The following is a 25,156-nucleotide window of genomic DNA, read 5'->3' as shown; positions in this document are numbered from 1 at the left end:
CGAAAAGAACAACGACATGCCACCTCAAGCTAAAAAAATACCTCACGCCATCACGCAGCATGGCGATACGCGAATCGATAACTATTACTGGCTGCGTGACGACGCCCGATCCGACCCTGACGTGCTGGATTATCTGCACGCGGAGAACGATTACGGGCGCAGCGTTATGGTGACGCAGGAAGCGCTGCAGGAACGGTTGCTCGGCGAAATGGTCAACCGCATCCCGCAGCGCGACGTTTCGGCGCCCTATGTCAAAAATGGTTATCGCTACCGCCAGGTGTACGAAACAGGCTGCGAATACGCCATCCACCAGCGTCAGTCCGTGCTGCTCTCTGAATGGGATGAGTGGGAGACGCTGCTGGATGGCAATAAGCGCGCCGCCCACAGCGAGTTCTACACGCTCGGCGGGTTCGACATTACGCCGGACAACACCACCCTGGCGCTGGCGGAAGATTTCCTCTCCCGGCGGCAATATGGCCTGCGATTTCGCAATCTGGAAACGGGCAACTGGTACCCCGAGGTGCTGGAGAACGTGACGCCAAGCTTCGTCTGGGCGAATGACTCCCGCACGCTGTACTACGTAAAAAAGCATGCCAAAACGCTGCTGCCCTACCAGGTCTGGCGGCACACGGTAGGGACGCCGGCAAGCGAAGATGAGATGATCTACGAGGAGAAAGATGAGACGTTTTATGTCAGCGTCCATAAAACCACCTCGCAACATTTCATTGAAATTTACCTCGCCAGCGCCACCACCACGGAAGTCCTGCTGGTGGACGCCGAGTTGCCGGATGCGCCGACGCTCTGCTTTCTGCCGCGCCGTAAGGATCACGAATACAGCATCGACCACTTCCAGCACACTTTTTATATTCGCTCAAACCGCGACGGCAAAAACTTCGGTCTTTATCGCAGCAAGCTGCGCAACGAACAGCGCTGGGAAGTGCTTATTCCCCCGCGCGAGCAGATCATGCTGGAGGGCTTTACGCTCTTTACCGACTGGTTGGTAGTGGAAGAGCGCCAGCGCGGCCTGACCAGCCTGCGGCAAATAAACCGCAAAACGCGGGAAGTTACCGGCATCGCTTTTGACGACCCGGCCTATGTCACCTGGCTTGCTTTCAACCCCGAGCCGCATACGTCGCGGCTGCGCTACGGCTATTCTTCAATGACCACGCCGGATACGCTCTTTGAGCTGGATATGGACACCGGCGAGCGCAGGGTATTAAAACAGACCGACGTCGCCGGTTTCGACGCCAGCAATTACCGCAGCGAACATATCTGGGTCACCGCGCGCGACGGCGAGGAAGTGCCCGTTTCGCTGGTTTATCATAAAAAGCATTTCCAGCGCGGGCGTAACCCGCTGCTGGTCTATGGCTACGGTTCCTACGGCACCAGTATTGACGCCGATTTCAGCGCCAGCCGTTTGAGCCTGCTCGATCGCGGCTTTGTTTACGCCATCGCCCACATCCGCGGCGGCGGCGAACTGGGTCAGCGCTGGTATGAAGAGGGCAAATTCCTCAAGAAGAAAAACACCTTTAATGATTATCTCGATGTCTGCGACGCGCTGGTGGAGCATGGCTATGGCGACCCGCGCAACCTGTTCGGCATGGGCGGCAGCGCAGGCGGGATGCTGATGGGGGCGGTAATCAACGAAAGGCCGGCGCTGTTTAAAGGCGTTATCGCCCAGGTGCCTTTCGTCGATGTGGTCACCACCATGCTGGATGAGTCTATCCCGCTGACGACCGGTGAGTTTGAAGAGTGGGGAAATCCGAAAGAGGAAACGTACTACCACTACATGAAAAGCTACAGCCCCTATGATCAAATCAAAGCGCAGAGCTACCCGCACCTGCTAGTGACTACCGGCCTGCACGACTCCCAGGTGCAATACTGGGAGCCGGCGAAATGGGTGGCGAAGCTGCGTGAATTGAAAACCGACGATAACCTGCTGCTGCTCTGCACCGATATGGATTCCGGCCACGGCGGGAAGTCTGGCCGGTTTAAATCCTACGAAGGGGTGGCGATGGAATACGCTTTCCTGGTCGCGCTGGCGCAGGGGACGCTACCGGGCAAAGCCGGTTAATCCTGTTCAAGATAGTGCCTGAGCGTCATGCGCAGATCGGGGTTCAGGTCCTTGATGTTATTGAGCATCCAGCGCAGGTAGCCCGGGTCGCGCTCGGCAATGGCTTCAACCGGCTGACCGCGGTATTTGCCAAAAGGAAGCGAGGCGACCAGCGCGGGGCGACCGGTAATGTTCACCATCTCTTCCGGCGTCCAGCCGCTGACGTTCATTATCTCCAGCAGCAGCGCGGCGGTGATATAGCAGTCAAACAGCGCGCGGTGATGGTGCAGCCCGGCGGGCGTCTCGACGCTCAGCTTGCGCGATTTATACAGGCCCATATTGCTGTAGCTGATGCCAGGCCACAGGCGGCGCGCCAGCTTAACGGTGCAGATCCATTCGCCGGGCATCTCCGGCAATACGCGCCTGTCGAAGCTGGCGTTATGCGCCACATACCATGGGCTGCCGTGATAACGGGGGATCACCTCTTCAATAACGGGCTTGTCCGCGACCATCGCCTCGGTGATTTTGTGAATGGCCATCGCCTGATGGCTGATGGGGCGGTCAGGGCAGACCAGGTCGCTCATGGGATTGACGATGCGGCCATCAATAATATCGACCGACGCCACTTCCACAACGCCGCCCTGTAAACCGCAGGTTTCGGTATCTATAACGCGCAGCATGGTCCTCTCCGCCGAAAAAACGTAGCGTAATGCAACGAGAACGCCCTGCCAACCCTCCGCTTTTCGCACAGCGACAGGCAGAACGCTCAAAAGTAAGACTAACAGTGTAAGCGCAGGAAAAAGGGCGCGCAGCCTTATTTCACCTTCGGCTCGTAAGGCAGGCGTGAAAGGTTGACCGAGGCGAGGCGATGGGCAATCAGCCGCTCGCGGAACCAGCCGCGCAGGTGTTCAGGCTGCTCGCGCTCTACCGCTTCGGCGATAACCGGCATGTTATACCGCTCTTTAAAGGCGACGCCTGCGGCCGCCAGGTCGACGTTCACTTTATCCATCTCTTCCTGGGGAAGCTTTGCAAGATTGTGCTTCATAACAAACTCCTCTCTGAACCGCGTGAAGGTACTGCGAGCCGCAGCAGATGACAAGTGCTTATGTAGCATTGCGTGCCCGCTTGCTCGACTTGACCAGATGGCAGGGTTATTCTTGGCGCCAGACACATAACTAAAAGGAATGAATCGCATGGCCTTTTCTGTTTCCCGCGCCGCCTGTCTCTGCACCTTTGTGATTACGCTGTTTTCCGCGCCCGCCGCTTTCGCTCACGCCCATTTAAAGGCGCAGACGCCTGCGGCTGACTCAACGGTAGAGCGGGCGCCGCAGTCGCTGAGCCTGCGCTTTTCTGAAGGCATCGAACCTGCCTTTAGCGGCGTGAAAATCACCGGCCCGGAGGGGAAAGCGGTGAGCACCGGTAAGGTTGCTCGTGATGCGAACGATGACAGGCTGTTGGTCGTGCCGCTAACGCAGACGCTCGCTCCGGGCGATTATCAGGTTGAGTGGCATGTGGTTTCCGTCGACAGCCATAAAACCAAAGGCCAGTACCGCTTTACGGTCAAATAATTCCGTGCTGCCAACCGCCTTCGTCGCGTTGCGATTCATTCACTTCGCGGCGCTAATGCTCGCGCTGGGCGCGACGCTGTGTGTCAGCCTGCTGGCGCCTGCTGCGCTGCGCCCGCCGCTGAAAAAGCGGCTCGCCGCGTTCTGGCGGGCTGCGCTGTTGTGTAATGCTGTCAGCGCGCTGTTGATGCTGGCTGTGCAGGCCGGGCTGATGGGCGATGGTCTGCAAGACAGCATCGACCCGCAAATCTGGCTCGCCGTCCTGGCGACGCGCTTTGGCAATAACTGGCTCTGGCAGATGGTGCTGGCGGTGGTAACGCTTGTCGCGGCCTGGCTGAAGCCCAGGGGCAGCGCGGCGCTGCTGTCGCTGCTCGTTGCCGTTCAGTTGGCGCTGCTGGCGGACGTCGGACATGCCGCCATGCATGAAGGCATGACCGGCGCGTTGCATCGTCTGAATCATGCCGTTCATCTGCTCTGCGCTGCCTGGTGGCTTGGGGGACTTTGGCCGCTGTTAGTCTGCATGCGTCTTGCCAGGCGCGCGCGCTGGCGGGAGGCGGCTATCGTCGCCATGATGCGCTTTTCGCGCTATGGCCATCTTGCTGTGGCGGGCGTATTGCTAACCGGCGCGCTGAACGCCGTTTTTATCCTCGGTCTGCACTGGCCGATGCAAAGCGGTTACGTACGATTACTGTTCGTGAAAATAGCACTGGTGGCGATGATGGTGGCAATTGCGCTCTGGAACCGCTATTTTCTGGTGCCACGATTTCGCAACGGTCAGGGCGAGGCGCAGCAGCGCTTTGTACAACTGACGCAACTGGAGATGGCGCTGGGCGCGCTGGTGCTGGCAATCGTCAGCCTGTTCGCTACCTGGGAGCCTTTCTGAATCGCTTAGGTGAAACTTCGATGAAAAAAACGTTACTCGCGTTGCTGCTCCTTTCCTGTTCCGGAATGGCGCTGGCGACGCAAATTATTACGGTCAGCCGGTTTGAAATGGGCAAAGACAAATGGGCCTTCACCCGTGAAGAGGTCATGCTGACCTGCCGTCCGGGCAATGCGCTGTTCGCCATTAACCCCAGCACGCTGATGCAATACCCGCTAAATGACATTGCCGAGCGTCAGGTAAAAGAAGGGAAGACCAGCGGTCAGCCGATTACGATTATTCAGGCTGATGATCCGGCGAAACCGGGCGAGAAGATGAGTCTGGCCCCTTTTATCGAGCGCGCGCAAAAGCTCTGCTAAGCCTTGTTCAGGCTGTAAATATAAAAAACCGCAACGGCCCTGAGGGCAGACGTTGCGGTTTTTTTATAATTAATCACGTTACGTGAGGTTTTTTTCAGACTGCATTTGTCGCGGACTGGAAAACCTCACGCCGTAATCTATCCTTAAAGTGCAAGGCGACTTAGCCTGCATTAATGCCAACTTTTAGCGCACGGCTCTCTCCCAAGAGCCATTTCCCTGGACCGAATACAGGAATCGTATTCGGTCTTTTTTTATCCGCCTTTTAAGCAAGGCGATGCGAATCATTCCCTGGTCCCGGCAGTTTAGCGCACGACTCTCCGCGTTTTCCCCGTTCGCTTTGTTAAAGCAATCTAAACGTTTTTGCGCTCGCCTCCAACTACTTTTCCGCCTTTTTACGCTTTTATTGACGGCTTCAGGAAGCGAGAGGGAGCCGCAAGCGAGGGCGGGGCAGGCCCGTGCGCAAAGCAAGCCCCGCCGGGACAAACCGCGCTATAGAAAGCCAACCGTTATTTTCATCAATCATTAACGCGCCGCGCCGAATGTTTTTTGGGCCGTCGCCAGCCGCTTCGTTTATAACGGTTCGGGGGCTAATTTTTATGTGCAATATAATCCAACCGGTAACGAGGTGTGTCCGAATATAACAAAGCGGCGCGTTGCCGATCTATTTTCTGCTAAGCTTTAGGGGAACTCACTGGATATAAGAGAGGTAAAAATGGGTCTTTTTAATTTTGTGAAAGAGGCGGGCGAAAAGCTTTGGGATACGGTGTCCGGCAACCATGACAAGGAAGAGCAGGCGAAAAAAGTGCAGGATCACTTAGCCAAAACCGGCATTCCGGACGCGGATAAGGTCAACGTCCAGGTCGCCGATGGCAAAGCCACCGTGACTGGTGACGGGCTGAGCCAGGAAGCGAAAGAGAAGATCCTTGTCGCGGTCGGCAATATCGCCGGCATTGCAAGCGTGGATGATCAGGTTAAAGCCGCCACGACCGCGAAAGAAAGCCAGTTTTATACGGTGAAATCGGGCGATACGCTGAGCGCTATTTCGAAACAGGTTTACGGCGATGCGAATCAGTACAATAAGATTTTTGAAGCTAATAAACCGATGCTGACCAGCCCGGATAAAATTTATCCAGGGCAGGTGTTGCGCATTCCTGAATAACCCATCGCATTAGCGGTTTTATTAAAACGCCCCGGCGATACTCTCGCCGGGGGCATTCTTTTTTATTAACGCAGCTATTTTCAGCGCAGGTTTTATTAACCGATAACGCTGATGGTTTTATTCCCCCCGGACGTGCGTCAATCCTTTTCCTCGATATCGTGCAGCTATACTTGCATGACGTCGAGGAGGTTGTATGTATCAGCGTATTGATGGTTCGCAATGGCGACATGTATTTATCGTGGGCGACCTGCACGGTTGCCTGTCTGCTTTCGCCGCGGCGCTGCGCGCGCACCATTTCGACCCCAGCCAGGATATGGTTATCTCGGTAGGCGATTTGATTGATCGCGGGCCGGATAGCCCCGGCTGTCTGAGGTTGCTCAACCGCCCCTGGTTTTTTGCCGTACGCGGCAACCATGAGGAGATGGCGCTTGATGCGCTGCGGGAGGGGGACAGGCAGCTATGGTGGCTAAACGGCGGCGCGTGGTTTGCGAAACTTTCCGAAACGGCTCAGGGCAACGTAAAGCCGCTCTTGCTGAGCTGCGAGAATTTGCCGCTGATTATTGAACTGCATGCGAGCGGGCGGACCATCGTAATAGCCCATGCCGATTATCCCAGCGCGCAGTATCGCTGGCAGCAGCCCGTGGATGAACATCAGGTGGTGTGGAGCCGCGACCGCCTTAACTGTCATATGCGCGGGCAGGGTGGGAGCATCGCCGGCGCGGATGCGTTCTATTTCGGCCATACGCCGCTGAAAACGCCGCTCGACTTCGCGAATCAACACTATATCGACACGGGCGCGGTCTTTGGCAACCGGCTGACGCTGGTGCAGGTGCAATGATTAAAAGTCGCTGTACTCTTGCGCAGGGCGCCAGAATCCGTCGATAAAATCCTCAACCGGATAGCAGCCGCCGTGACGCAGCCGCTGTTCGTCCATCGCCTGCAGGCACTGCTGTTCAGTATTAAAAACGTCGATGACGATATCGTCACATCCCCCGTCGAGATAACAAATAAACAGAACCAAAGCGAACATAGCGTCCTCAAATCAACAGCCTGGCTATTAAGTGTAGGGGAAGCGGGAGAGGACGGGAAAAATGTCGGATTAAATAACCCGTCTGGGCGACGGGTTCTTTTGGAATCAGGCAAGACGCATGATCCAGGCATCGGCTTGTTGGTCGTAATGTACGCGATAGAGTACGGAGTGTTCGCCATTGAGCAGGGCGGGAATGCTGGTTTCGGCGTCCCAGGCATCAAGCTGCATGCAGAGATCCGGGTCAGATTTACACGGAATGCTTAACGTTCGATCGCCTTGCTGCTCGCCGTGCAGTTCGGCATCGTCAATCTCGAAAGTGCCGATTTTTACACTGGTTTTTGTCATAACGCTCTCCCTTGGGCTGTTTGCAGGTGGTATGACCAGTAAAGGCCTCCCTTTTCAGGGTAGACCTTTGTGCAAAAAGTGCCAAATTAAAGGCGTCGATTTTTTAGGCGAATCAGTTCAGCGCGCTGAATAATACGCCGTCGCGCACCAGTTCGCGCGGGTAACTGTTTTTCAGGCGAGAGCCTACGCGTTTGGCGAGCCCCAACGGCTGCGCCTGAAACGTCACGATGACTTCATCCGCCGAAGGCGGGTTCGCAGGCCAGATATCGCGACCGCGATACCATTCGCCCGCTTCCTCTAAGCTAAGCTCAAAAGCGAATTTATTGCCAGTTCCGGCGAGCGCCACTACCGCCTCGTGCTGCCAGCGAAAGCCTTTATTGAAGCGTTCGGCCAGGCGCAGACCGATGCGGGAAAAACGGACCTGGCCGATAAGCGGTTCAATATCCGCCGGGAAAAGCCAGACCTCTTTATCGCGCTGCCAGAGCTGGAGCGTCTCGTCCCACTCGAGCCCCACGCCCGCCGCGGCGCTTGCCACTTCACGCGCTTCACGGCCCTTGAGCGGGCTAAAGGGGAACGTCCCCACCTTATATTTCGGCTTCGCCAGCGCATCTACCGATGCGGTTTTACGCAGGCGGGCGACAAAGAAGCCTTCACAGTCGTAAATCTGCGGGAAAACATGCAGAAAACCTTCCGGCGTCAACGCTTTACCCGCTTCGGGGAAAAGTCCGTCCAGCGGCACAATTTCTACCGCCTGCGGATAGCGAGAAAGCAGCCACAGACAGACCGCCTGATTCTCTTCCCGGTTCAGGGTGCAGGTTGAATAGACCAGCGTGCCGCCGGGGCGCAGAGCGTGAAACGCGCTGTCGATAAGCTCGCGCTGGGTAGCGGCGATTTCATGATTGCTTTCGACTGACCAGTTGCGCAGCGCGTCGGGATCTTTTCGCACCACCCCTTCACCGGAGCAGGGCGCGTCCAGCAGGATGGCGTCGAACGCTTCCGGCAGCGCCGCGCCGAAGACGCGTCCGTCGAAATGGGTGAGCGCCACATTCGCAACGCCGCAGCGGCTAAGGTTGGCGTGCAGCACTTTTACGCGGCTGGCGGAGTATTCATTGGCCAGAATCGCCCCTTCGTTTTGCATTCGGGCCGCAATCTGCGTGGTTTTCGAGCCGGGCGCGGCCGCCACGTCCATCACGCGCTGCGGCGCGTTGCCGTCCGCGAAAAGCGCGGCGACAGGCAACATAGAACTCGCTTCCTGAATATAAAACAGCCCGCTCAGATGCTCCGCCGTGCTGCCAAGCGGCAGCGACGTTTCGTCGCGATCTATCCAGAAGCCTTCCTCGCACCACGGAACCGGCGTGAGCTGCCAGCCATAAGGCGCGACCCGTTCGAGGAAATCGCTAACGCTGATTTTTAAGGTATTAATGCGGATGCTGCGGCGCAGCGGGCGCTGACAGGCGGCGATAAAAGCGTCGAGCGACAGCGCTTCAGGCATCGCTTCGCGGATAACAGAAAGAAAAGCGTCAGGCAGATAAGCGGAAGCGGATTGCGCCACAGTTCACCCCGTATACAGAAAAAGAGGGCGCGAAGTGTAGCACAATCGCCCCGGCGTGACACCGGGGCGAGAGGGTTAGCGGGGCAGCGCGGTGCCCCATTGACGCCACTCTTTCGGCTCGCTCTCTTCCAGCAGGAAGTGCTTACCGGCTTGCGCTTTAGGCGCAAGCGGCGTGCCCGGCGGCGTGGCGAAAGCGATGCCGCCGCGGATGAACTGATTGAAGGTGCCGGTTTTCACCACGCCCCCCGTCAGGCCGAAGTCGAGGCTGTAGCCGGAAGCGAGCCAGAACACGGAGTTCTCGCGCACCAGATGCTGGTAACGCTTGCTGATACGCATTGAAACCATCACGCGATCCGAAAGGCTGCCCAGCGCAAGCCCGGTCACCGTGCCCACCTCCATGCCGCGGAACAGCACCGGCGTGCCGATATTCAGCGAGCCCGCTTCCGGCGCTTCCACCACAATGCTCAGGCCGTCAAGGTAGCGCGAATCGGTAATGGTGGTCTCCTGCAGCTCAAAGTCGCGCAGCGCCTTGCCGCGTCCCGGCTCGACGTTGATATACGGCTGCAGGATGGTGTCGAGATGCTCAACGCCTGCGGCGGAAATCTGCGGCGTCACCACGGAAAAACGGGTGCCGGCGCGGGCGAAGGTTTTCACATACTCCGGATAAAGCACGGCGGTGGCCTGCACTTCGCTGCGCTCGGTAATCAAATCCAGCGACTCAATCTGACCGATATTAATGCCGAGATAGCGAATTGGCATGCCTGCGGCGAGCTTGCCTGCATCAAAGGCGTGCAGCGTAATTTGGCTGCCCACCGCGCGCGCGGCGGTTTCCGAAGGGTAGAGGATGCGCTTGTCGTTTTTAGACATGCCCGCTCCCGCGCCGCTCAGGTTATCGAAACTGATAGCCCCTTTCAGCGCCCGGGAGAGCGGCGAAGCCTGCACGGTAAGGCCGCTGCCGTTAAGCTGCACTTTCGCGCCCCCTTCGGCCCAGAACACGCTGTTCTGCGTCAGCAGATTTTTATATTCGGGCTTGATGTGAACTTCGATGTCAAACGCGTTGGCGCGCGGGCGAACGGTAATAACTTCGCCCACTTCAAACTTCCGATAGAGCACCACGGAACCCGCCTGCACATCCGGCAGGCTGTCGGCGGTTAAGGTAAGCGTGGTGGTGGGCAGGTCGCTCAGGCTATTTTCCACCGCTTTTTCCAGATTGGCGAAAAGCGGATAGGTGTCTTTCATCTCGCCTTTGCTGCCTGGCAGCACGCGAATGCCGCCGTTAATCCACTCCGCTGCGCTGGCGCCGAGGAACTCTACGCCATCAAGGCCGACCTTCACATCCACGCGGCTGTTGACCACGAATTTACTGTCGCCTTTCACCAGATCGCGATACTGCGGATCGATAGCCGCGGAGAAGCTCACGCCCTTCGCGGAAAGCGAGCGCTCCAGCACCTGGCCTATCTGGATGCCGTGCAAAATGAGCGGCTGGCCGGCGTCGATGCCATAGCTTTCCGGCGCGGTCAGCGTGAGCGTCAGCACGTTCGGCTGCTGCAACGGCGTTTTGTCGGCGGGCAGCACGACAAAGTGGTTGCGCGGTTTGCCTTCGCCCGGCACCAGCTCAAACGTGCTGCCGGTCAGCAGGCTGCTGACGCTGGGATTGTTAAGCGAGAGCTTAGGGCTCTTGAGTTCAATGCGCGTGCCGTCACGCAGCAGGTTAACCACGCTTGGGTCGACAGTCATTTCGCCCGTCACCGCACCGCCTGGGTTAAGGTTGAGTTTGGTGAGCGTACCGACCTCAAGCCCCTGATACATCAGCGGCGTGCTGTCTGCCTTCAGCCCTGCGCCGCCCGGTAAATCAAGCCGGACGATAACGCCGCGCTGGCTGTGCGCGAGATCTTCATACAAGCCGAACTCATCGTTCTGCTCGGCGCGGGCGGAATCGGGCGGGGAGTCAAACGCGATAGCGCCGTTGACCAGCGCCGCCAGGCTTTCAAGCTGCACCTGCGCGCCGCTTAAGCCGACATCCGCCTTCACGCCAGAAACGTTCCAGAAGCGGCTGCCTTTTTTCACAAGGTTAGTGAAGCGCCGCTCGATCAGCACATCAATGGTAACGCCCTGTTTGTTGGTGTTGATGGCATAGTCATAGACGCGGCCGACCGGGATTTTACGGTAGTAAACCAGCGAGCCGCTGTTCAGCGAACCGAGATCGGGCGCCTGCAGGTGAATCATCAACTCGCCGTTGTTCAGCCGGTATTTGGGTTGCGTATCAAGCGCAGTGAAGTGATCCTGCGGTTCGCCTTTACCCGGCATCATGCCGATATAGTTGCCGCCTACCAGTGCATCGAGCCCGGAAATCCCGGCAAGCGACGCTTTAGGCGTAACCAGCCAGAACTGGGTTTGATCGCGCAGCGCGTCTTTCATGTCGTTTTTAATGCTGACGGTAACTTCGATTTTATTAAGGTCGTCGCTTAAGCGAATATCCTGCACCGTGCCGACCTCTACCCCCTGATAGCGCACGGGAGTGCGGCCGGCAACGATGCCGTCGGCAGACATAAAATCGATAGTGACGGTGGTGCCGCGCTCTTCATAAGTGGTCCAGATAAGCCAGCCTGCGATCAGAAGCGCAATAACCGGCAGCAACCAGAACGGCGAAATACGGCGTTTTGTTTTAATTCGCGCTTCAGTCTGTGAAGCGGGCATTTCCTGACTCATGTGCGTCCCAAAGTAAGCGGCTATCCAGCCATTCAACTGCAAGAATAGTCAAAATCACCGCTGCGCCGAAGTAAAACGCAGCGGGTCCCATCGTAAACGCCAGCAGCTGGTCACGATTCACCAGCGACATGGTGATTGAAATAACAAACAGATCCAGCATCGACCAGCGACCAATCCAGGTCACAAGACGCAGCAGAAGTATGCGGGTCCTCAGGCCCTGCTGGCATTTAAAATGGATGCTGACAAGCAGCGTCAGCAGCACGATGACTTTCGTAAACGGCACCAGAATACTGGCGACAAACACCACGCCCGCGACGGCGATGTTGCTGCCCGCGAGCGAAATAATGCCCGACATAATGGTGTCTTCCTGCCGTCCGCCGTTGATGTAAATCACTGAAATTGGCAGCAAATTGGCAGGCAATAGCAGCACCAGCGCGGCGATAAGTGCAGCCCAGCTTTTCTGAATGCTGTGCCGACGACGCGCGCGCAGAGGAATATGGCAGCGCGGACAACGGCCTCGCCGGTCCGGCACGCCGGTGTAATGACAACCCAGGCAGACGCGGATATTTTCCTGCAGTCGAGTGGTGGGCCGCTGGGGATAAAAACGCTCCCAGAGTTGCTCGACGTTGAGATGAATGATCGTCATCACGCTTAAGATAACCAGCGCGATGAAGGCGAGCAGACCGATGCTGGGTTCAAGCCAGGCGTAATCGCGCACCTTGATTGAGGCGACGCCTATCCCCACCAGGTAAATATCCAGCATCACCCACTCTTTGAGCCTCTCCAGCATCAGCAACACCGGGCGCAAATTCATGCCGAAAATATTACCAAACCAGAGCCAGGCGATAGAGGCGACAAGGGTCGCGGGCGCGCCTACGGCGCAAAACAGCACCATCGCCGCGGTGAGGGTGTCGCCCTGGCGCGCCATCTGCCAGATGCCTTGCATCAGGTTGGCGTCGATGCGCGTGCCGAGCAGATAGAGGCGCAGCAGCGGCTCGCCCCAGGCGAACGGCATCAACAACAGCATGGTGATAGCCATCGCCGCCAGGCGAGTCAGCGACCAGTCGCGTCCGTCACGGATCTTCGCGTCGCAGCGCGGGCAGTGCGCCGTCTGACGGGATGACACTACCGGCAACAAAAAAAGCATGTCGCATTGCGGGCAACGTTGATAGTGTTCGTAAGGCAACGGTTCGCCGATGGCGTGAACCTTTATTTTTTTGCGTGCTGGCGCCGCGGTAGATTTAAGAGCCATCCAGGTCAATTCTTTTTATCAGGTTTCTATATATTAACGCATGAAATGATTCATCTTGAGCATGAACGCATTTAATGCTTATTTTAATAAGCCAGCAATTAAGTTAGACACTAAGTGAACAAACAATGAACAAAACAGACTTTTATGCGGATTTGAACCGCGATTTTCAGGCACTGATGGCAGGGGAAACCAGTTTCCTGGCAACGCTCGCGAACACCAGCGCGCTGCTTTTCGAACGTCTCGAAGGCGTTAACTGGGCAGGATTCTATCTGCTGGAAGGCGATACGCTGGTGCTCGGCCCCTTCCAGGGCAAAATCGCCTGCGTTCGCATTCCGGTAGGCCGCGGCGTCTGCGGCACGGCTGTCGCCACTGGCGAAGTGCAGCGCGTTGACGACGTGCACGCCTTCGATGGCCATATCGCCTGCGATGCCGCAAGCAACGCTGAAATCGTCTTGCCGCTGCAGATTGAGAACCAGACTATCGGCGTGCTTGATATCGACAGTACCCTCTTTAACCGCTTCGATGCTGACGATGAGCAAGGGTTGCGGGAGCTGGCAGGACACCTTGAGAAGGTCATCGCCGGCACCGATTTTAAAAAATTCTTTGCGACGTTCGCATGATAAACAACGGATAACGTGGCATTTAGCGATGGCGTCATTATAATGACGCCTGTTCATGCCTGCGGCTTGTTGGCAACATCCGTTGTAATCAGGAAATTTCATGGAAAATCAACCTAAGTTGAATAGCAGTAAAGAAGTTATCGCCTTTCTGGCTGAGCGTTTTCCTCAGTGCTTCAGCGCCGAAGGTGAAGCGCGCCCTCTGAAGATTGGTATCTTTCAGGATCTGGTCGCGCGCGTTGAGGGCGAGATGAACCTCAGCAAAACGCAGCTTCGTTCCGCATTACGTCTTTACACTTCAAGCTGGCGCTATCTGCACGGCATCAAGGCGGGCGCGACTCGCGTGGATCTCGATGGCAACCCGTGCGGCGAGCTGGACGAACAGCATGTCGAACATGCTCGCCAGCAGCTTGAAGAAGCGAAAGCGCGTGTTCAGGCCCAGCGCGCCGAACAGCAGGCCAAAAAGCGTGAAGCCGCTGCCGCCGCGGGCGAAGGCGAAGAGACGCCGCGCCGTGAGCGTAAACCGCGCCCTGCGCCTCGTCGTAAAGAGAACGCCGAGCGCAAACCTCGCGCGGCTAAACCGGCGGACAAAGCGCCGCGCGCGCCGCGTGAAGAACGCCACACTCCCGTTTCCGATATTTCTGCGCTCTCCGTCGGGCAGGCTATCAAAGTGAAGGCGGGCAATAACGCGATGGATGCCACCGTGCAGGAAATCACCAAAGATGGCGTCCGTGTACAGCTGACTTCTGGTATGTCGATGATTGTACGCGCAGAACACTTACTGTTCTGAAACGGAGGTCAACCAGGGCATGAACACTTTTTTTAAGCTCACCGCCGTCGCCGGCCTGCTGCTTATGGCAGGCCAGGCGCTGGCTGTGGACGACATCACTCGTGCTGACCAGATTCCAGTTTTAAAAGAAGAGCCTCAGCACGCAACGGTGAGCGAGCGCGTGACTTCCCGTTTTACCCGCTCTCATTACCGCCAGTTCGACCTCGATAACGCCTTTTCGGCAAAAATTTTCGACCGCTATCTGAACCTGCTGGACTATAGCCACAACGTTCTGCTGGCGAGCGACGTCGAACAGTTTTCAAAAAAGAAAAATGAAATCGGCGATGAGCTGCGCACCGGGAAACTGGAGGTTTTCTACGATCTCTATAACCTCGCGCAGAAGCGCCGTTTTGAACGTTACCAGTACGCGTTAAAGGTGCTGGAACGTCCGATGGATTTCACCGGTAACGACACCTTTGAAGTAGACCGCAGCAAAGCGCCGTGGCCGAAAAGCGAAGAAGCGTTAAACCAGCTCTGGGACAGCAAAGTCAAATTCGACGAGCTGAGCCTGAAGCTCACCGGTAAAAGCGATAAAGAAATTCGCGAAACGCTGACCAAGCGTTACAAGTTCGCCATTCGTCGACTAGCGCAAACCAACAGCGAAGATGTCTTCTCACTGGCGATGACGGCCTTCGCTCATGAGATAGATCCGCACACCAACTACCTTTCTCCGCGTAATACTGAGCAATTCAACACCGAAATGAGCCTCTCTCTGGAGGGCATCGGCGCCGTGCTGCAAATGGATGAAGATTACACCGTAATCAACTCCATGGTTGCGGGCGGCCCGGCGGCGAAAAGCAAGGCTATCAGCGTCGGCGACCGTATCGTAGGCGTCGGGCAGGTTGGTCAGCAGATGCAGGATGTGATCGGCTGGCGTCTTGATGATGTCGTCGCGCTTATTAAAGGGCCGAAGGGCAGCAAAGTGCGCCTGGAGATCCTGCCTGCTGGCAAAGGCACCAAGACCCGAATCATTACGCTTACGCGTGAGCGTATTCGTCTTGAAGACCGTGCGGTTAAAATGACGGTGAAAACGGTCGGCAAAGAGAAAATTGGCGTACTGGATATTCCTGGCTTCTATGTTGGTCTGACCGATGACGTCAAAGTGCAACTGCAGAAGCTTGAGAAGCAGAACGTCAGCGGGGTGATTATCGACCTGCGCTCTAACGGCGGCGGCGCGCTGACCGAAGCGGTTTCGCTCTCCGGCCTGTTTATACCCGGCGGCCCGGTTGTGCAGGTGCGTGATAACAACGGCAAGGTGCGTGAAGATAGCGACAATGACGGCGTGGTTTATTACAAAGGCCCGCTGGTGGTGATGGTCGACCGCTTCAGCGCTTCCGCTTCGGAAATCTTTGCGGCGGCGATGCAGGATTACGGCCGTGCACTGATCGTTGGCGAACCGACGTTCGGCAAGGGCACTGTGCAGCAGTATCGCTCTTTGAATCGCATCTACGATCAGATGCTGCGTCCGGAATGGCCGGCGCTGGGGTCCGTACAGTACACCATCCAGAAATTCTACCGCATCAATGGCGGCAGCACGCAGCGTAAGGGCGTGACGCCGGATATCATGATGCCGACCGGTAACGAAGAGACCGAAACCGGGGAGAAATTCGAGGATAACGCGCTGCCCTGGGATAGCATTAATGCGGCGACCTTTGTGAAGTCTGGCGATCTGACGCCGTTTGGGCCGGAACTGCTTAAAGACCACAATGAGCGTATCGCTAAAGATCCGGAATTCCAGTACATCATCAAGGACATTGCGCGTTTCAATGCGCTGAAAGAGAAGCGTAACCAGGTTTCGCTCAATCTTGCCCAGCGTGAGAAAGAGAACCAGGAAGAAGATGCAACGCGCCTGGCGCGCATTAACGATCGCTACAAGCGTGCGGGTAAAGCGCCTCTTTCAAAGCTTGAGGATCTGCCTAAGGATTACCAGGAGCCGGATCCGTATCTGGATGAAACCGTCCATATCGCGCTTGACCTGGCGCATCTTGAAAAGGCGAAAGCGCCGGAAAAACCCGCAGCCAGTCAATAATCCTACCGCAAACAGGCACATGAAAATGTGCCTGTTTTTTTACCTTTCTATGACCGTCGTCAGCAAAATGCTACAAAATGTAAAGTTACGTATTTTTAGGCACTTGCTTCGGCGCTACGCTTGAAAATGGCGCGCGGAACCCTACGATGTGTGTAACCGCATAAGGCGTATTGTTAAACCGAGGTAAAAAGAAAATTATGATGCGAATCGCGCTTTTCCTGTTGACCAACCTTGCGGTCATGGTTGTCTTCGGGCTGGTGCTCAGCCTGACAGGAATTCAGTCCAGCAGCGTGCAAGGGCTGTTAATTATGGCGCTGTTGTTTGGTTTCGGCGGATCCTTTGTTTCGCTACTGATGTCCAAATGGATGGCGCTACGTTCGGTAGGGGGAGAGGTTATTGAGCAGCCGCGTAATGAGACAGAACGCTGGCTGATGGATACCGTCGCGCAGCAGTCACGTCAGGCGGGCATCGCTATGCCGCAGGTGGCTATCTACCACGCGCCGGATATCAACGCTTTTGCGACGGGCGCGCGGCGTGACGCTTCGCTGGTGGCGGTAAGCACCGGGCTGTTGCAGAACATGAGCCGTGGCGAAGCGGAAGCGGTTATCGCCCATGAAATAAGCCACATCGCGAATGGCGATATGGTGACCATGACGCTGATTCAGGGCGTGGTAAACACCTTCGTTATCTTTATCTCCCGTATTATCGCGCAGATTGCGGCCGGTTTTCTTGGCGGCAACCGCGACGAGGGCGAAGAGAGCAACGGCAACCCGCTTATCTATTTTGCAGTCGCGACCGTACTGGAACTGGTATTCGGTATCCTTGCAAGCATCATTACCATGTGGTTTTCCCGCTACCGCGAGTTTCATGCCGATGCCGGCTCGGCAAAACTGGTGGGCCGCGAGAAGATGATTGCCGCGCTTCAGCGTCTGAAAACCAGCTACGAGCCGCAGGAAGCCAGCAGCATGATGGCGTTCTGCATTAATGGGAAATCTAAATCCCTGAGCGAATTGTTCATGACGCACCCGCCGTTAGATAAACGTATCGAAGCGCTGCGCAGCGGACAGTATCTGAAATAAGCGGACGGTATTGCCGCCGCTGTGAATGAAAAAGCGTGCCTCGGGCACGCTTTTTTTATGCAACGCGCGGCTGAGTAATGCGAAGCCCGCTGATTATCGCGGCGAGCGTCGCCAGCCCGCCTGCGAGCAGCAATGAAGCGTGAGTGCCCGCGCCAGCGAACTGATTAAACATCAGCGCCACCAGCGCCGCGCCGCTGCTCTGCCCAAGCAGGCGCGCCGTACCCAGCATGCCGCTGGCCCCGCCGCTGCGCTGGCGTGGGGCTGAAGAGATAATCGTGTGGTTGTTAGGCGACTGAAAAAGCCCAAAACCCGCGCCGCACAACACCATACGCCAGATAATATCGGCATCGGTTGGGTTTTGTGGCAGCAGCGCCAACGCGAAAAGCCCGCAGGCCATTATCGCAAGCCCAGCGGCGCCAAGCAGGCCCGCATGCACTCGTTCAATTAAATGCCCGGCCAGCGGCGCCATCACCATCGTGGCGAGCGGCCATGGCGTCAGCAGTAACCCCGTCTCCACCTCTGAGCGCCCCAACACCGTTTGTAGAAAGAAGGGCAGCGAGACCATTGCCAGCATTTGGGCGCAAAAAGAGCACACGGAGGTGCCAATAGAGAGCGAAAAAAGCGGAATACGCAACAGGTCAATGGGTAATAACGGTACGGGCAGACGCAACTGACGGCGTACAAAAACAACGCCGACGACCAGCAGCGCCGCCAGTTCAGCAAGCACCCAGCTTCGCGGTTGCCCCTGAGCGAAACCGCCAAGCGCGGTAATAAGCAAGCCGAAAGTCAGCGCATTCATCACTGCGCTTGGCAAATCAAAGCGTTGCTGCATGGCTTTCTGCGGATTTGGCGGCAAAAAGCGTAACGCCAGCACCAGCGCCACTAGCCCAAGCGGAACGTTGATCAAAAATAGCCATTGCCAGTTGGTTACAGAGAGGATAGCCGCAGCAATCGTTGGGCCTGCCGCAGAGGAGACTGCAACAATAAAGGAGTTGATGCCCATGCCCCGGCCCAGATGCCGCGCGGGATAAATAAGACGAATCAGCGCGGTGTTCACGCTCATCAGCGCCGCGCCGCCAAAACCTTGTAACACGCGGGCGAAGGTCAGCATCTCCAGACTGTGCGACAGGGCGCAAAACAGCGAGGTCAACGTGAACAACACCAGACCCCACTGATAAATCCGCCGGTAGCCAATCATATCCCCGAGGAAAGAGAGCGAGAGCAGTGAAATGACGATGGCTATCTGGTAAGCGTTGACTATCCAGATGCTGCTCGCCGCCGAAGCATGCAGATCCTGGGCAATGGTTGGCAGCGCGACATTCGCGATAGCGCCGTCAAGCACGGCCATCATGATCCCGATAGCGATGGTTAAAATCGCCCCGTAACGTTGCGGCAAAGGCAGCCCCTCCGCTACCGGTTTACCCGCAGTGAGCGGTTTTTTTGACACCATAATTCGATGCGTCTCTGTAATAGTGATGGAAAAGAAGAGTTTGACATACTTTATTTCGGTTTTATGTCGCAGATTTGTAACCAACGGGCAGAGATTCATTGCGGCACAAGTGGCGCGAAATTATAATAAAAACCGGTTCTGATTTTTATAAAACAAATGCGATCTGAGGTGATCAATGGCAATCGCAGATTTGGATAAACAACCGGACTCCGTCTCTTCGGTTCTGAAGGTCTTTGGCATTCTTCAGGCTCTGGGCGAAGAACGTGAAATTGGTATCACCGAGTTGTCGCAACGCGTCATGATGTCGAAAAGCACCGTTTACCGCTTTTTGCAGACCATGAAATCGTTGGGTTATGTTGCCCAGGAAGGCGAGTCGGAAAAATATTCTCTGACGTTAAAACTGTTTGAGCTGGGCGCGCGCGCTTTACAGAATGTCGATCTTATCCGCAGCGCGGATATTCAGATGCGTGAACTTTCGCGTCTTACCAAAGAGACGATTCACCTGGGCGCGCTGGATGAAGACAGCATCGTTTACATCCATAAAATCGACTCTATGTATAACCTGCGCATGTATTCGCGCATTGGCCGCCGTAATCCGCTTTACAGTACGGCGATTGGTAAAGTATTGCTCGCCTGGCGCGACCGGGATGAGGTAAAGCAGATCCTCTCCGGCGTTGAATACACCCGCAGCACGGCCCGCACGATTACCAGTACCGATGAACTGCTGACTGTACTGGATAAAGTGCGTGAGCAGGGGTATGGCGAAGATAATGAAGAGCAGGAAGAAGGGCTGCGCTGCATTGCCGTACCGGTATTCGACCGTTTTGGCGTGGTCATTGCAGGCCTCAGCATCTCCTTCCCGACGCTGCGTTTTTCTGAAGAGCGTCTGCACGAGTATGTAGAAATCCTGCATAACGCCGCTCGCAAAATCTCTGAGCAAATGGGCTACAACAGCTATCCGTTCTGAGAAACACGCCGCAGCCTGTCTGCGGCTTGTTCTTTAATCCACGACCTTTTCCGCTTTATGCAGCAGCGGGCAGGCGGTCACGCCGATTACGCCGCTGTCGGTATGAATAAACTGCCGGGTAACGACATCGCGGGCAGTCAGATAGCGACACTCAAGCCCCATACCCGCTGCGTTTTCCGTACTGGAAATGATTACCCCATATCCGCTGAATAAAAGAGCCAGCCAGGCTAACGCCAGGACGCCAGCAAGTCTTACTATTGTCCGCATCCTTTTCTCCTTATATCGTTGTTTTTTATTGAGCCTGCAGGCCTTTACGTTGCGTAACAAGTCGATGATTCCTAAATTAACCACTTAAGGATACAGTGACCTTTGGTTTAAGGTGCATGGGGTAAGCTGCCCTGGTGATGCACAAAAGCGGAGAGGGTAGTGAAAAAATTCAGGTGGGCTATTTTGCTGGCCGTGCTGGTGGCCTGTTTATTGCTATGGACGCAGATGTTGAATGTAATGTGCGATCAGGATGTTCAGTTTTTCAGCGGTATCTGCACGATTAACAAGTTTATTCCCTGGTAAGCGCATTTTTTTCGGAAATGATTTCCTTGGCTGCGGGCAGTGGTAGAATGGCCCGTCTTTCTGAGGTAGCAACATGAACGAATTAATGAACTCCGGCGCATTGAATATCGCTGCGCTTGCTCTTTCTCTGCTGGTTACGCTCGTTGGGCTGATAGTCTGGTTCTTTGTTAACCGGGCAAGCGTCAGAGCCAACGAGCAAATTGAACTGCTTGAAGCGCTGCTCGATCAGCAAAAACGGCAAAACGCCCTGCTGCGGCGTCTTTGCGAAGCCAACGAGCCGGATGCCGCTGCGGCGGAGTCTGCGGAAAAACCACAGCCGCCCGCTGATGATTTTGTCCGTCTGGTGGCCGAGCGTTAAACCTACACTGGCGGAGAAGCTATGGCCTGGCGCAATCCCTGGTTTAATCCTGCCCAACCTCACCACTCGCCTGAAGGTTTTCGTAACCTTTCGCCTGTCGGCCATCAGCCGGGCGACGTCGAGCGCTGGCAGAAAGAGCGGAAAGCCCAGGGGCTTCCGCATCCACCGCAGGGTGGTTATGACGCGTTCCTGCAACAGTGGTGGCAAAGAGCGGAAATCAAGGGCGAAGAGGATGGGATGTGGTGGCTTGGCCATGCCTCTTTATTGCTGCGCATTAACGGGCTCTACATTCTTACCGATCCGGTTTTTTCCAGGCGTGCGTCGCCGCTGAAATTTTACGGGCCATTGCGCAAAACGCCGCTGGCGCTGCGACCGTCCGAGCTTGCCGCGCTCGACGCCATCTTTATTTCTCATAACCATTACGACCATCTCGATCGCGCCACGGTGCGTCAGCTTCACCGGCGGTTTCCGCAAGTCCAGTTTTTTGTGCCGTTGGGGCTGGGGCGCTGGTTCGCCCGCCTTGGTATAAAAAAAGTAACGGAGCTGGACTGGTGGCAGAGTGTGAACTGGCAAGGGCTGACGGTAACCTGTGTGCCGGCGCAGCACTGGAGCATGCGAACGTTATGGGACCGGGATCGCACTCTGTGGTGCGGCTGGGTTGCGCAAAGCAGCACGCTGCGCTTTTGGTTTAGCGGCGATACGGGCTATATGCCAGAGTTGTTGCAAATTCCTGAGCGCCTCGGCCCGTTGGATGCCGCGGCTATTCCTATCGGCGCTTATGCGCCACGCTGGTTTATGTGGCCTCACCATATGGATCCGGAAAATGCGGTGCGCCTGTGGCAGCAGTTAGGCCGGCCGCTGAGCGTTCCTATTCACTGGGGGGTATTTGAACTTACCGATGAGTCGCTTGACGCGCCGCCGCGAGAGTTGCTGGCTGAGCTTGAAAAGCAGCAAGAAAAGAGCGAAACGTTTTTCCCTCTTAAAATCGGTCAATATTTATCCTTGCGTGGCAATAAGCATTAATTATTAAATAGGTGCTCACGCATAATAAATTCATGCTTTACGGCGGGCATAACTTATATTCGAAGCGCGAAGCCGCCTCGTTTTGATGCAGCGTCATTAAATCGTCATTATTTTGGTGCACTATATTATTAAAATTGTACAGCCCTTATTCTTTTGTACACCTTAATCTGCCGCTGGATACGTAACCAGCCTTTCAGGTAATAACGGATATCAGTATTTTTTATTAAAGAAAAGATAAAAATTATAACCATATGCTTTTTTGCGTTTAAGAATGTTCTTAGTCGTCTGGACGAACCGAAGCTATTGAGCTATGGTAAAAAAGTCCTCGACGGGCATAACTCGCAGCGAAACGAAAAACGTTAAGCGGCAGAGTGTTAGCTACGATAACTGGCGTTTCAACCAGACGCTTTGTTGGCTGACTCTGAATATGTGCGTTAGATCGAGACACGTTTAAAAATGGCTTGCCATTATTTACGTTGTATGTGATAACAACTTGTGGGTCAAACGAGGTACAGTTCTGTTTATGTGTGGCATTTTCAGTAAAGAAGTCCTGAGTAAACACGTTGTCGTTGAATACCGCTTCTCTGCCGAACCTTATTTTAGTGCCTCATGCAGTAATGTCTCAGTTTTATCTCAGTAATGCCTGCGGGCGATGAAAATACTCTTAAGGAATTTGCAAAATGGCAAAGATTAAAGGTCAAGTTAAGTGGTTCAACGAGTCTAAAGGTTTTGGTTTCATTACCCCGGCAGACGGCAGCAAAGATGTATTCGTACATTTCTCTGCAATCCAGGGTAACGGCTTCAAAACTCTGGCTGAAGGTCAGAACGTTGAGTTCGAAATTCAGGACGGCCAGAAAGGTCCGGCAGCAGTTAACGTAACTGCTATCTGATCGCATAAGCGCTGACCTTGTGTTGCCTGGCGCGCACAAGTCAGAGTCTAAAGCCTCGCTTTTGCGGGGCTTTTGTTTTCCTGCCGCTGTTCTGTCACCGTTTTTCCAGCGTTTCCCCACGTACTAAATCGCGCTACACTTTCGGCCTTTCAGTTGCGCCGGAGTCGTTATGTCTTTTATTTGCCCGCTTTGTCACGCCCCGTTGAAGGCGGAAGCGAAAAGCTATCGTTGCCCGCACGGGCATCAGTTTGACAAGGCGAAAGAAGGGTATGTCAACCTGCTGCCAGTTCAGCATAAGCGGTCTAAAGATCCAGGCGATAGTGCGGAAATGATGCTGGCGCGCCGCGCTTTTCTGGAGGCTGGCCATTACGACGCGCTGCGCCAGGCGGTCGGTGAGGCGCTGAGCAAAGCGCTGCCGGAGCAGGCCGAAGCGGTGCTGGATATCGGCTGCGGGGAAGGGTACTACACGGGCTGGTTTGCAGACATTGCCGCCGCCAGAGGAGCGCAGGCGTTTGGCCTTGATGTCTCCAAAACGGCCATCCGCTTTGCGGCGAAACGCTATCCACAGGCGCAGTTTTGCGTTGCCTCCAGCCATCGTTTGCCTTTTGCCGACGCCTCTCTGGATGCGGTTATTCGTATTTACGCGCCCTGCAAAGCCGGGGAACTGGCGCGGGTCGTTAAGACAGGCGGAGTGGTGATAACCGTAGCGCCGGGACCGCGGCATCTGGTTCAGCTCAAGGGATTGATTTATGAGAATGTGCTGCTGCACGAGACGGATAACGAAACGCTGCCGGGTTTTCGTCGCCTTCAGCAGAGCGAACTGGGCTATCCGATGACGCTTACGGGCAACGAGGCCGCCGCGCTCTTACAGATGACGCCATTTGCCTGGCGCGCGCGTCCGGAAGTGGGGGAACAGCTGCGTCGGCAGGACGTCTTTCATTGTGAAACCGATTTTTGTCTGCGCGTCTGGGTTCGTGAGGCTTAACCGACGAAGTGGCTCCAGAGGATCTGGCACCCGATGCCAATCAACACCAGCCCGCCTAAAATTTCGGCCCGTTTGCCAAGCAGCGGGCCGATAAAACGGCCGAGCATCATGCCGAGCGTGGACATAATGAGCGTAGCGCTGCCAATAGCGAGCGCGGTATAGAGAATATTGACCTGCAGGAAAGCGAGACCTACGCCTACCGCCATGGCATCGAGGCTGGTGGCGAATGCCGTGGTGACGAGTAGCCAGAAGCTGTGGCGACGCAGCGGCGCCATGTCATCTTCTCCACAGCCGCGTACCCCTTCAATAATCATTCGCGCGCCGAGGAAGACAAGCAGCACAAAGGCGACCCAGTGGTTCCACTCCATCACGAAATGGGTAGCGACTTGTCCAAGCGCCCAGCCGACCAGCGGGGTGATCGCTTCTATAACGCCAAAAATAAGACCTGTGCGTAGCGCTTCGGTAAAACGGGGTTTATGCAGCGTAGCGCCTTTACCAATGGAGGCGGCGAACGCATCCATCGACATACCGAAGGCGAGAAGTAGGGTGGCGGAAAGATTCATCACAACGTCCTGACCGGGGTTCTCCATATACACGCGCACTGCCCCCAGTAATCAGCAGTTAGCGTGCCTATGGTCTCGCCTGACTGACGGGCTGTCAGTCCGTACGCGCCACGTTTTTCAACGAGTATGTTGACGCGTACATTTCCTTTTACAGAAATCGGCTACTCCCCAACGACGGGCGCAACCTTAACATAATTAAGCGTTGCGAGACAACAAACGAGATTATTATTTTAATTCACGAGCGATAACGCGTTTCATTTATCTCATTGTGAATGCGCTGTTGCGCAATGTTGATAAATTAAAGCGGGCAGGAATATAGCAATGGCTATATTGCAGTTTATTTTTTAAACGCCAAAGATAGCCGTTGCTATATATTCATCCTATTGACTTTTAAGAAGAAAGTGAGAAATCCTCTCCAGGTCGTCTATATTTCTCACGCGGATAAGCAATCGGCGTTGTTCTAATTCCATTACCAGTACGCCGTCTTCGGATAAATTCATAACTTTAATGCGGTTATATTTTATCCAGGCGCCAGCAAAGAAAAAGCCCTGCGCTTTAAAGCGGATTTTTGGAATGCGGATCCAGAAAAGATAAATAACGACCAACGCCAGCGCGCACAATAACCAGAGCGTCAGGGTCGTCCCCCGTTGCGTAACGTTTTGATAGATAAGAATGGCTGTCAGACCGACAAAAATCAGGCTGTCGACACGGCCACGCCTCAACAAAGGGACCGCCAGCAGCGTCTTGCCGTAGCGTTTATCCAGTATCCATTCATCATAAATAGCCCAGCCAAGCAGGAGGAGGATGCACAGCAGTAAAACTCCATCCGTAAGCGTCATACTTTCTCCGTCATAAAAAAGCCGGGAGCGGAAAGCCCCCGGCTGCATAAATA

Annotated in this window: 28 protein-coding genes and 1 riboswitch; of the genes, 17 read left to right on the top strand and 11 right to left on the bottom strand. The window is 55.4% G+C overall.

Annotation, left to right across the window (positions count from 1 at the left end):
* The first annotated feature begins 16 nt into the window (after positions 1-16).
* Positions 17-2,074, top strand: coding sequence for an oligopeptidase B (gene ptrB / locus ACU4F7_RS13770; protein WP_029591855.1), 2,058 nt, complete (start codon positions 17-19; stop codon positions 2,072-2,074).
* Here ptrB and exoX read toward each other — a convergent pair.
* Positions 2,071-2,733: an exodeoxyribonuclease X gene (gene exoX, locus ACU4F7_RS13765; protein ID WP_029591854.1), complete on the bottom strand. Its 663-nt coding sequence runs from the start codon at positions 2,731-2,733 to the stop codon at positions 2,071-2,073. The two genes, ptrB and exoX, sit on opposite strands and share 4 nt — an antisense overlap.
* Before the next feature lie 134 nt (positions 2,734-2,867).
* Complete coding sequence (locus tag ACU4F7_RS13760) at positions 2,868-3,098, bottom strand: DNA polymerase III subunit theta (protein WP_029591853.1); 231 nt, start codon at positions 3,096-3,098, stop codon at positions 2,868-2,870.
* 148 nt (positions 3,099-3,246) lie between these two features.
* Between ACU4F7_RS13760 and yobA the strand changes: the two genes are divergently transcribed.
* The 5 genes from yobA (at position 3,247) to ACU4F7_RS13735 (ending at position 6,854) form a co-directional block, all read left to right on the top strand.
* A complete protein-coding gene (gene yobA / locus ACU4F7_RS13755) occupies positions 3,247-3,621 on the top strand; it encodes a CopC domain-containing protein YobA (RefSeq protein WP_481637149.1) in 375 nt (124 codons plus the stop codon).
* Between the two features lie 4 nt (positions 3,622-3,625).
* Positions 3,626-4,501: a copper homeostasis membrane protein CopD gene (gene copD / locus ACU4F7_RS13750; RefSeq protein ID WP_481637148.1), complete on the top strand. Its 876-nt coding sequence runs from the start codon at positions 3,626-3,628 to the stop codon at positions 4,499-4,501.
* A gap of 20 nt (positions 4,502-4,521) precedes the next feature.
* Positions 4,522-4,857, top strand: a complete 336-nt coding sequence (locus ACU4F7_RS13745; RefSeq protein WP_024555757.1) for a YebY family protein — start codon at positions 4,522-4,524, stop codon at positions 4,855-4,857.
* A gap of 712 nt (positions 4,858-5,569) precedes the next feature.
* Entirely contained in the window at positions 5,570-6,016 is a 447-nt protein-coding gene (lysM, locus tag ACU4F7_RS13740; RefSeq protein WP_029591850.1) for a peptidoglycan-binding protein LysM, read from the top strand.
* Between the two features lie 193 nt (positions 6,017-6,209).
* Complete coding sequence (locus ACU4F7_RS13735; RefSeq protein WP_481637147.1) at positions 6,210-6,854, top strand: metallophosphoesterase; 645 nt, start codon at positions 6,210-6,212, stop codon at positions 6,852-6,854.
* Here ACU4F7_RS13735 and ACU4F7_RS13730 read toward each other — a convergent pair whose 3' ends face one another.
* From ACU4F7_RS13730 to yebS, 5 genes are all read right to left on the bottom strand, one after another.
* On the bottom strand, positions 6,855-7,046 hold the full coding sequence (locus ACU4F7_RS13730; RefSeq protein WP_024555754.1) for a YdfD/YebW family protein: 192 nt from the start codon (positions 7,044-7,046) through the stop codon (positions 6,855-6,857). It abuts the gene before it with no gap.
* A 105-nt stretch (positions 7,047-7,151) separates the two neighbouring features.
* Entirely contained in the window at positions 7,152-7,391 is a 240-nt protein-coding gene (locus ACU4F7_RS13725; protein ID WP_024553311.1) for a YebV family protein, read from the bottom strand.
* A gap of 112 nt (positions 7,392-7,503) precedes the next feature.
* Complete coding sequence (gene rsmF, locus ACU4F7_RS13720; protein ID WP_481638736.1) at positions 7,504-8,883, bottom strand: 16S rRNA (cytosine(1407)-C(5))-methyltransferase RsmF; 1,380 nt, start codon at positions 8,881-8,883, stop codon at positions 7,504-7,506.
* Between the two features lie 135 nt (positions 8,884-9,018).
* On the bottom strand, positions 9,019-11,652 hold the full coding sequence (locus tag ACU4F7_RS13715; protein ID WP_029591847.1) for a PqiB family protein: 2,634 nt from the start codon (positions 11,650-11,652) through the stop codon (positions 9,019-9,021).
* Entirely contained in the window at positions 11,621-12,904 is a 1,284-nt protein-coding gene (gene yebS / locus ACU4F7_RS13710; RefSeq protein ID WP_029591846.1) for a membrane integrity lipid transport subunit YebS, read from the bottom strand. Before yebS ends, ACU4F7_RS13715 begins: the two co-directional genes overlap by 32 nt.
* Before the next feature lie 125 nt (positions 12,905-13,029).
* Between yebS and ACU4F7_RS13705 the strand changes: the two genes are divergently transcribed.
* The 4 genes from ACU4F7_RS13705 (at position 13,030) to htpX (ending at position 17,458) form a co-directional block, all read left to right on the top strand.
* Positions 13,030-13,524, top strand: coding sequence for a GAF domain-containing protein (locus ACU4F7_RS13705; protein WP_481637146.1), 495 nt, complete (start codon positions 13,030-13,032; stop codon positions 13,522-13,524).
* A gap of 100 nt (positions 13,525-13,624) precedes the next feature.
* Positions 13,625-14,311, top strand: coding sequence for an RNA chaperone ProQ (gene proQ, locus ACU4F7_RS13700; RefSeq protein ID WP_028019878.1), 687 nt, complete (start codon positions 13,625-13,627; stop codon positions 14,309-14,311).
* Between the two features lie 19 nt (positions 14,312-14,330).
* On the top strand, positions 14,331-16,379 hold the full coding sequence (gene prc, locus ACU4F7_RS13695; protein ID WP_029591844.1) for a carboxy terminal-processing peptidase: 2,049 nt from the start codon (positions 14,331-14,333) through the stop codon (positions 16,377-16,379).
* A 197-nt stretch (positions 16,380-16,576) separates the two neighbouring features.
* Positions 16,577-17,458, top strand: coding sequence for a protease HtpX (htpX, locus tag ACU4F7_RS13690; protein WP_024555747.1), 882 nt, complete (start codon positions 16,577-16,579; stop codon positions 17,456-17,458).
* Between the two features lie 55 nt (positions 17,459-17,513).
* Here the strand turns inward: htpX and ACU4F7_RS13685 are convergent, their stop codons facing one another.
* Positions 17,514-18,908 (bottom strand): MFS transporter, encoded by a 1,395-nt coding sequence (locus ACU4F7_RS13685; protein ID WP_029591843.1) that lies wholly within the window; start codon positions 18,906-18,908, stop codon positions 17,514-17,516.
* Positions 18,909-19,083: 175 nt separating this feature from the next.
* Between ACU4F7_RS13685 and kdgR the strand changes: the two genes are divergently transcribed.
* Complete coding sequence (kdgR, locus tag ACU4F7_RS13680) at positions 19,084-19,875, top strand: DNA-binding transcriptional regulator KdgR (protein ID WP_024555745.1); 792 nt, start codon at positions 19,084-19,086, stop codon at positions 19,873-19,875.
* Between the two features lie 33 nt (positions 19,876-19,908).
* Here the strand turns inward: kdgR and ACU4F7_RS13675 are convergent, their stop codons facing one another.
* Positions 19,909-20,142, bottom strand: a complete 234-nt coding sequence (locus ACU4F7_RS13675) for a YobH family protein (RefSeq protein ID WP_481637145.1) — start codon at positions 20,140-20,142, stop codon at positions 19,909-19,911.
* Between the two features lie 159 nt (positions 20,143-20,301).
* Between ACU4F7_RS13675 and mgrB the strand changes: the two genes are divergently transcribed.
* The 6 genes from mgrB to rlmA all read left to right on the top strand — a co-directional run bounded on the left by mgrB (position 20,302) and on the right by rlmA (position 23,701).
* Positions 20,302-20,445 (top strand): PhoP/PhoQ regulatory lipoprotein MgrB, encoded by a 144-nt coding sequence (gene mgrB / locus ACU4F7_RS13670; protein ID WP_024555743.1) that lies wholly within the window; start codon positions 20,302-20,304, stop codon positions 20,443-20,445.
* A 73-nt stretch (positions 20,446-20,518) separates the two neighbouring features.
* On the top strand, positions 20,519-20,803 hold the full coding sequence (locus tag ACU4F7_RS13665) for a YebO family protein (RefSeq protein WP_024561625.1): 285 nt from the start codon (positions 20,519-20,521) through the stop codon (positions 20,801-20,803).
* Positions 20,804-20,824: 21 nt separating this feature from the next.
* Entirely contained in the window at positions 20,825-21,826 is a 1,002-nt protein-coding gene (locus ACU4F7_RS13660) for an MBL fold metallo-hydrolase (RefSeq protein WP_481637144.1), read from the top strand.
* Between the two features lie 523 nt (positions 21,827-22,349).
* A complete protein-coding gene (locus ACU4F7_RS13655; RefSeq protein ID WP_049293386.1) occupies positions 22,350-22,466 on the top strand; it encodes a DUF2627 domain-containing protein in 117 nt (38 codons plus the stop codon).
* A gap of 40 nt (positions 22,467-22,506) precedes the next feature.
* Positions 22,507-22,716, top strand: coding sequence for a transcription antiterminator/RNA stability regulator CspE (gene cspE, locus ACU4F7_RS13650; RefSeq protein WP_001062678.1), 210 nt, complete (start codon positions 22,507-22,509; stop codon positions 22,714-22,716).
* Between the two features lie 169 nt (positions 22,717-22,885).
* Positions 22,886-23,701, top strand: coding sequence for a 23S rRNA (guanine(745)-N(1))-methyltransferase (gene rlmA, locus ACU4F7_RS13645; protein WP_029591839.1), 816 nt, complete (start codon positions 22,886-22,888; stop codon positions 23,699-23,701).
* Here the strand turns inward: rlmA and mntP are convergent.
* Both mntP and ACU4F7_RS13635 read right to left on the bottom strand, forming a co-directional pair.
* Complete coding sequence (gene mntP / locus ACU4F7_RS13640) at positions 23,698-24,264, bottom strand: manganese efflux pump MntP (RefSeq protein WP_481637143.1); 567 nt, start codon at positions 24,262-24,264, stop codon at positions 23,698-23,700. The genes rlmA and mntP overlap by 4 nt on opposite strands.
* 81 nt (positions 24,265-24,345) lie before the next feature.
* Positions 24,346-24,446, bottom strand: a riboswitch (yybP-ykoY riboswitch).
* Positions 24,447-24,644: 198 nt separating this feature from the next.
* Positions 24,645-25,103 (bottom strand): DUF986 family protein, encoded by a 459-nt coding sequence (locus ACU4F7_RS13635; RefSeq protein WP_481637142.1) that lies wholly within the window; start codon positions 25,101-25,103, stop codon positions 24,645-24,647.
* Positions 25,104-25,156: the final 53 nt, after the last annotated feature.

Source organism: Franconibacter pulveris (assembly GCF_056780215.1).
This window is presented reverse-complemented; position numbering and strand designations above follow the sequence as displayed.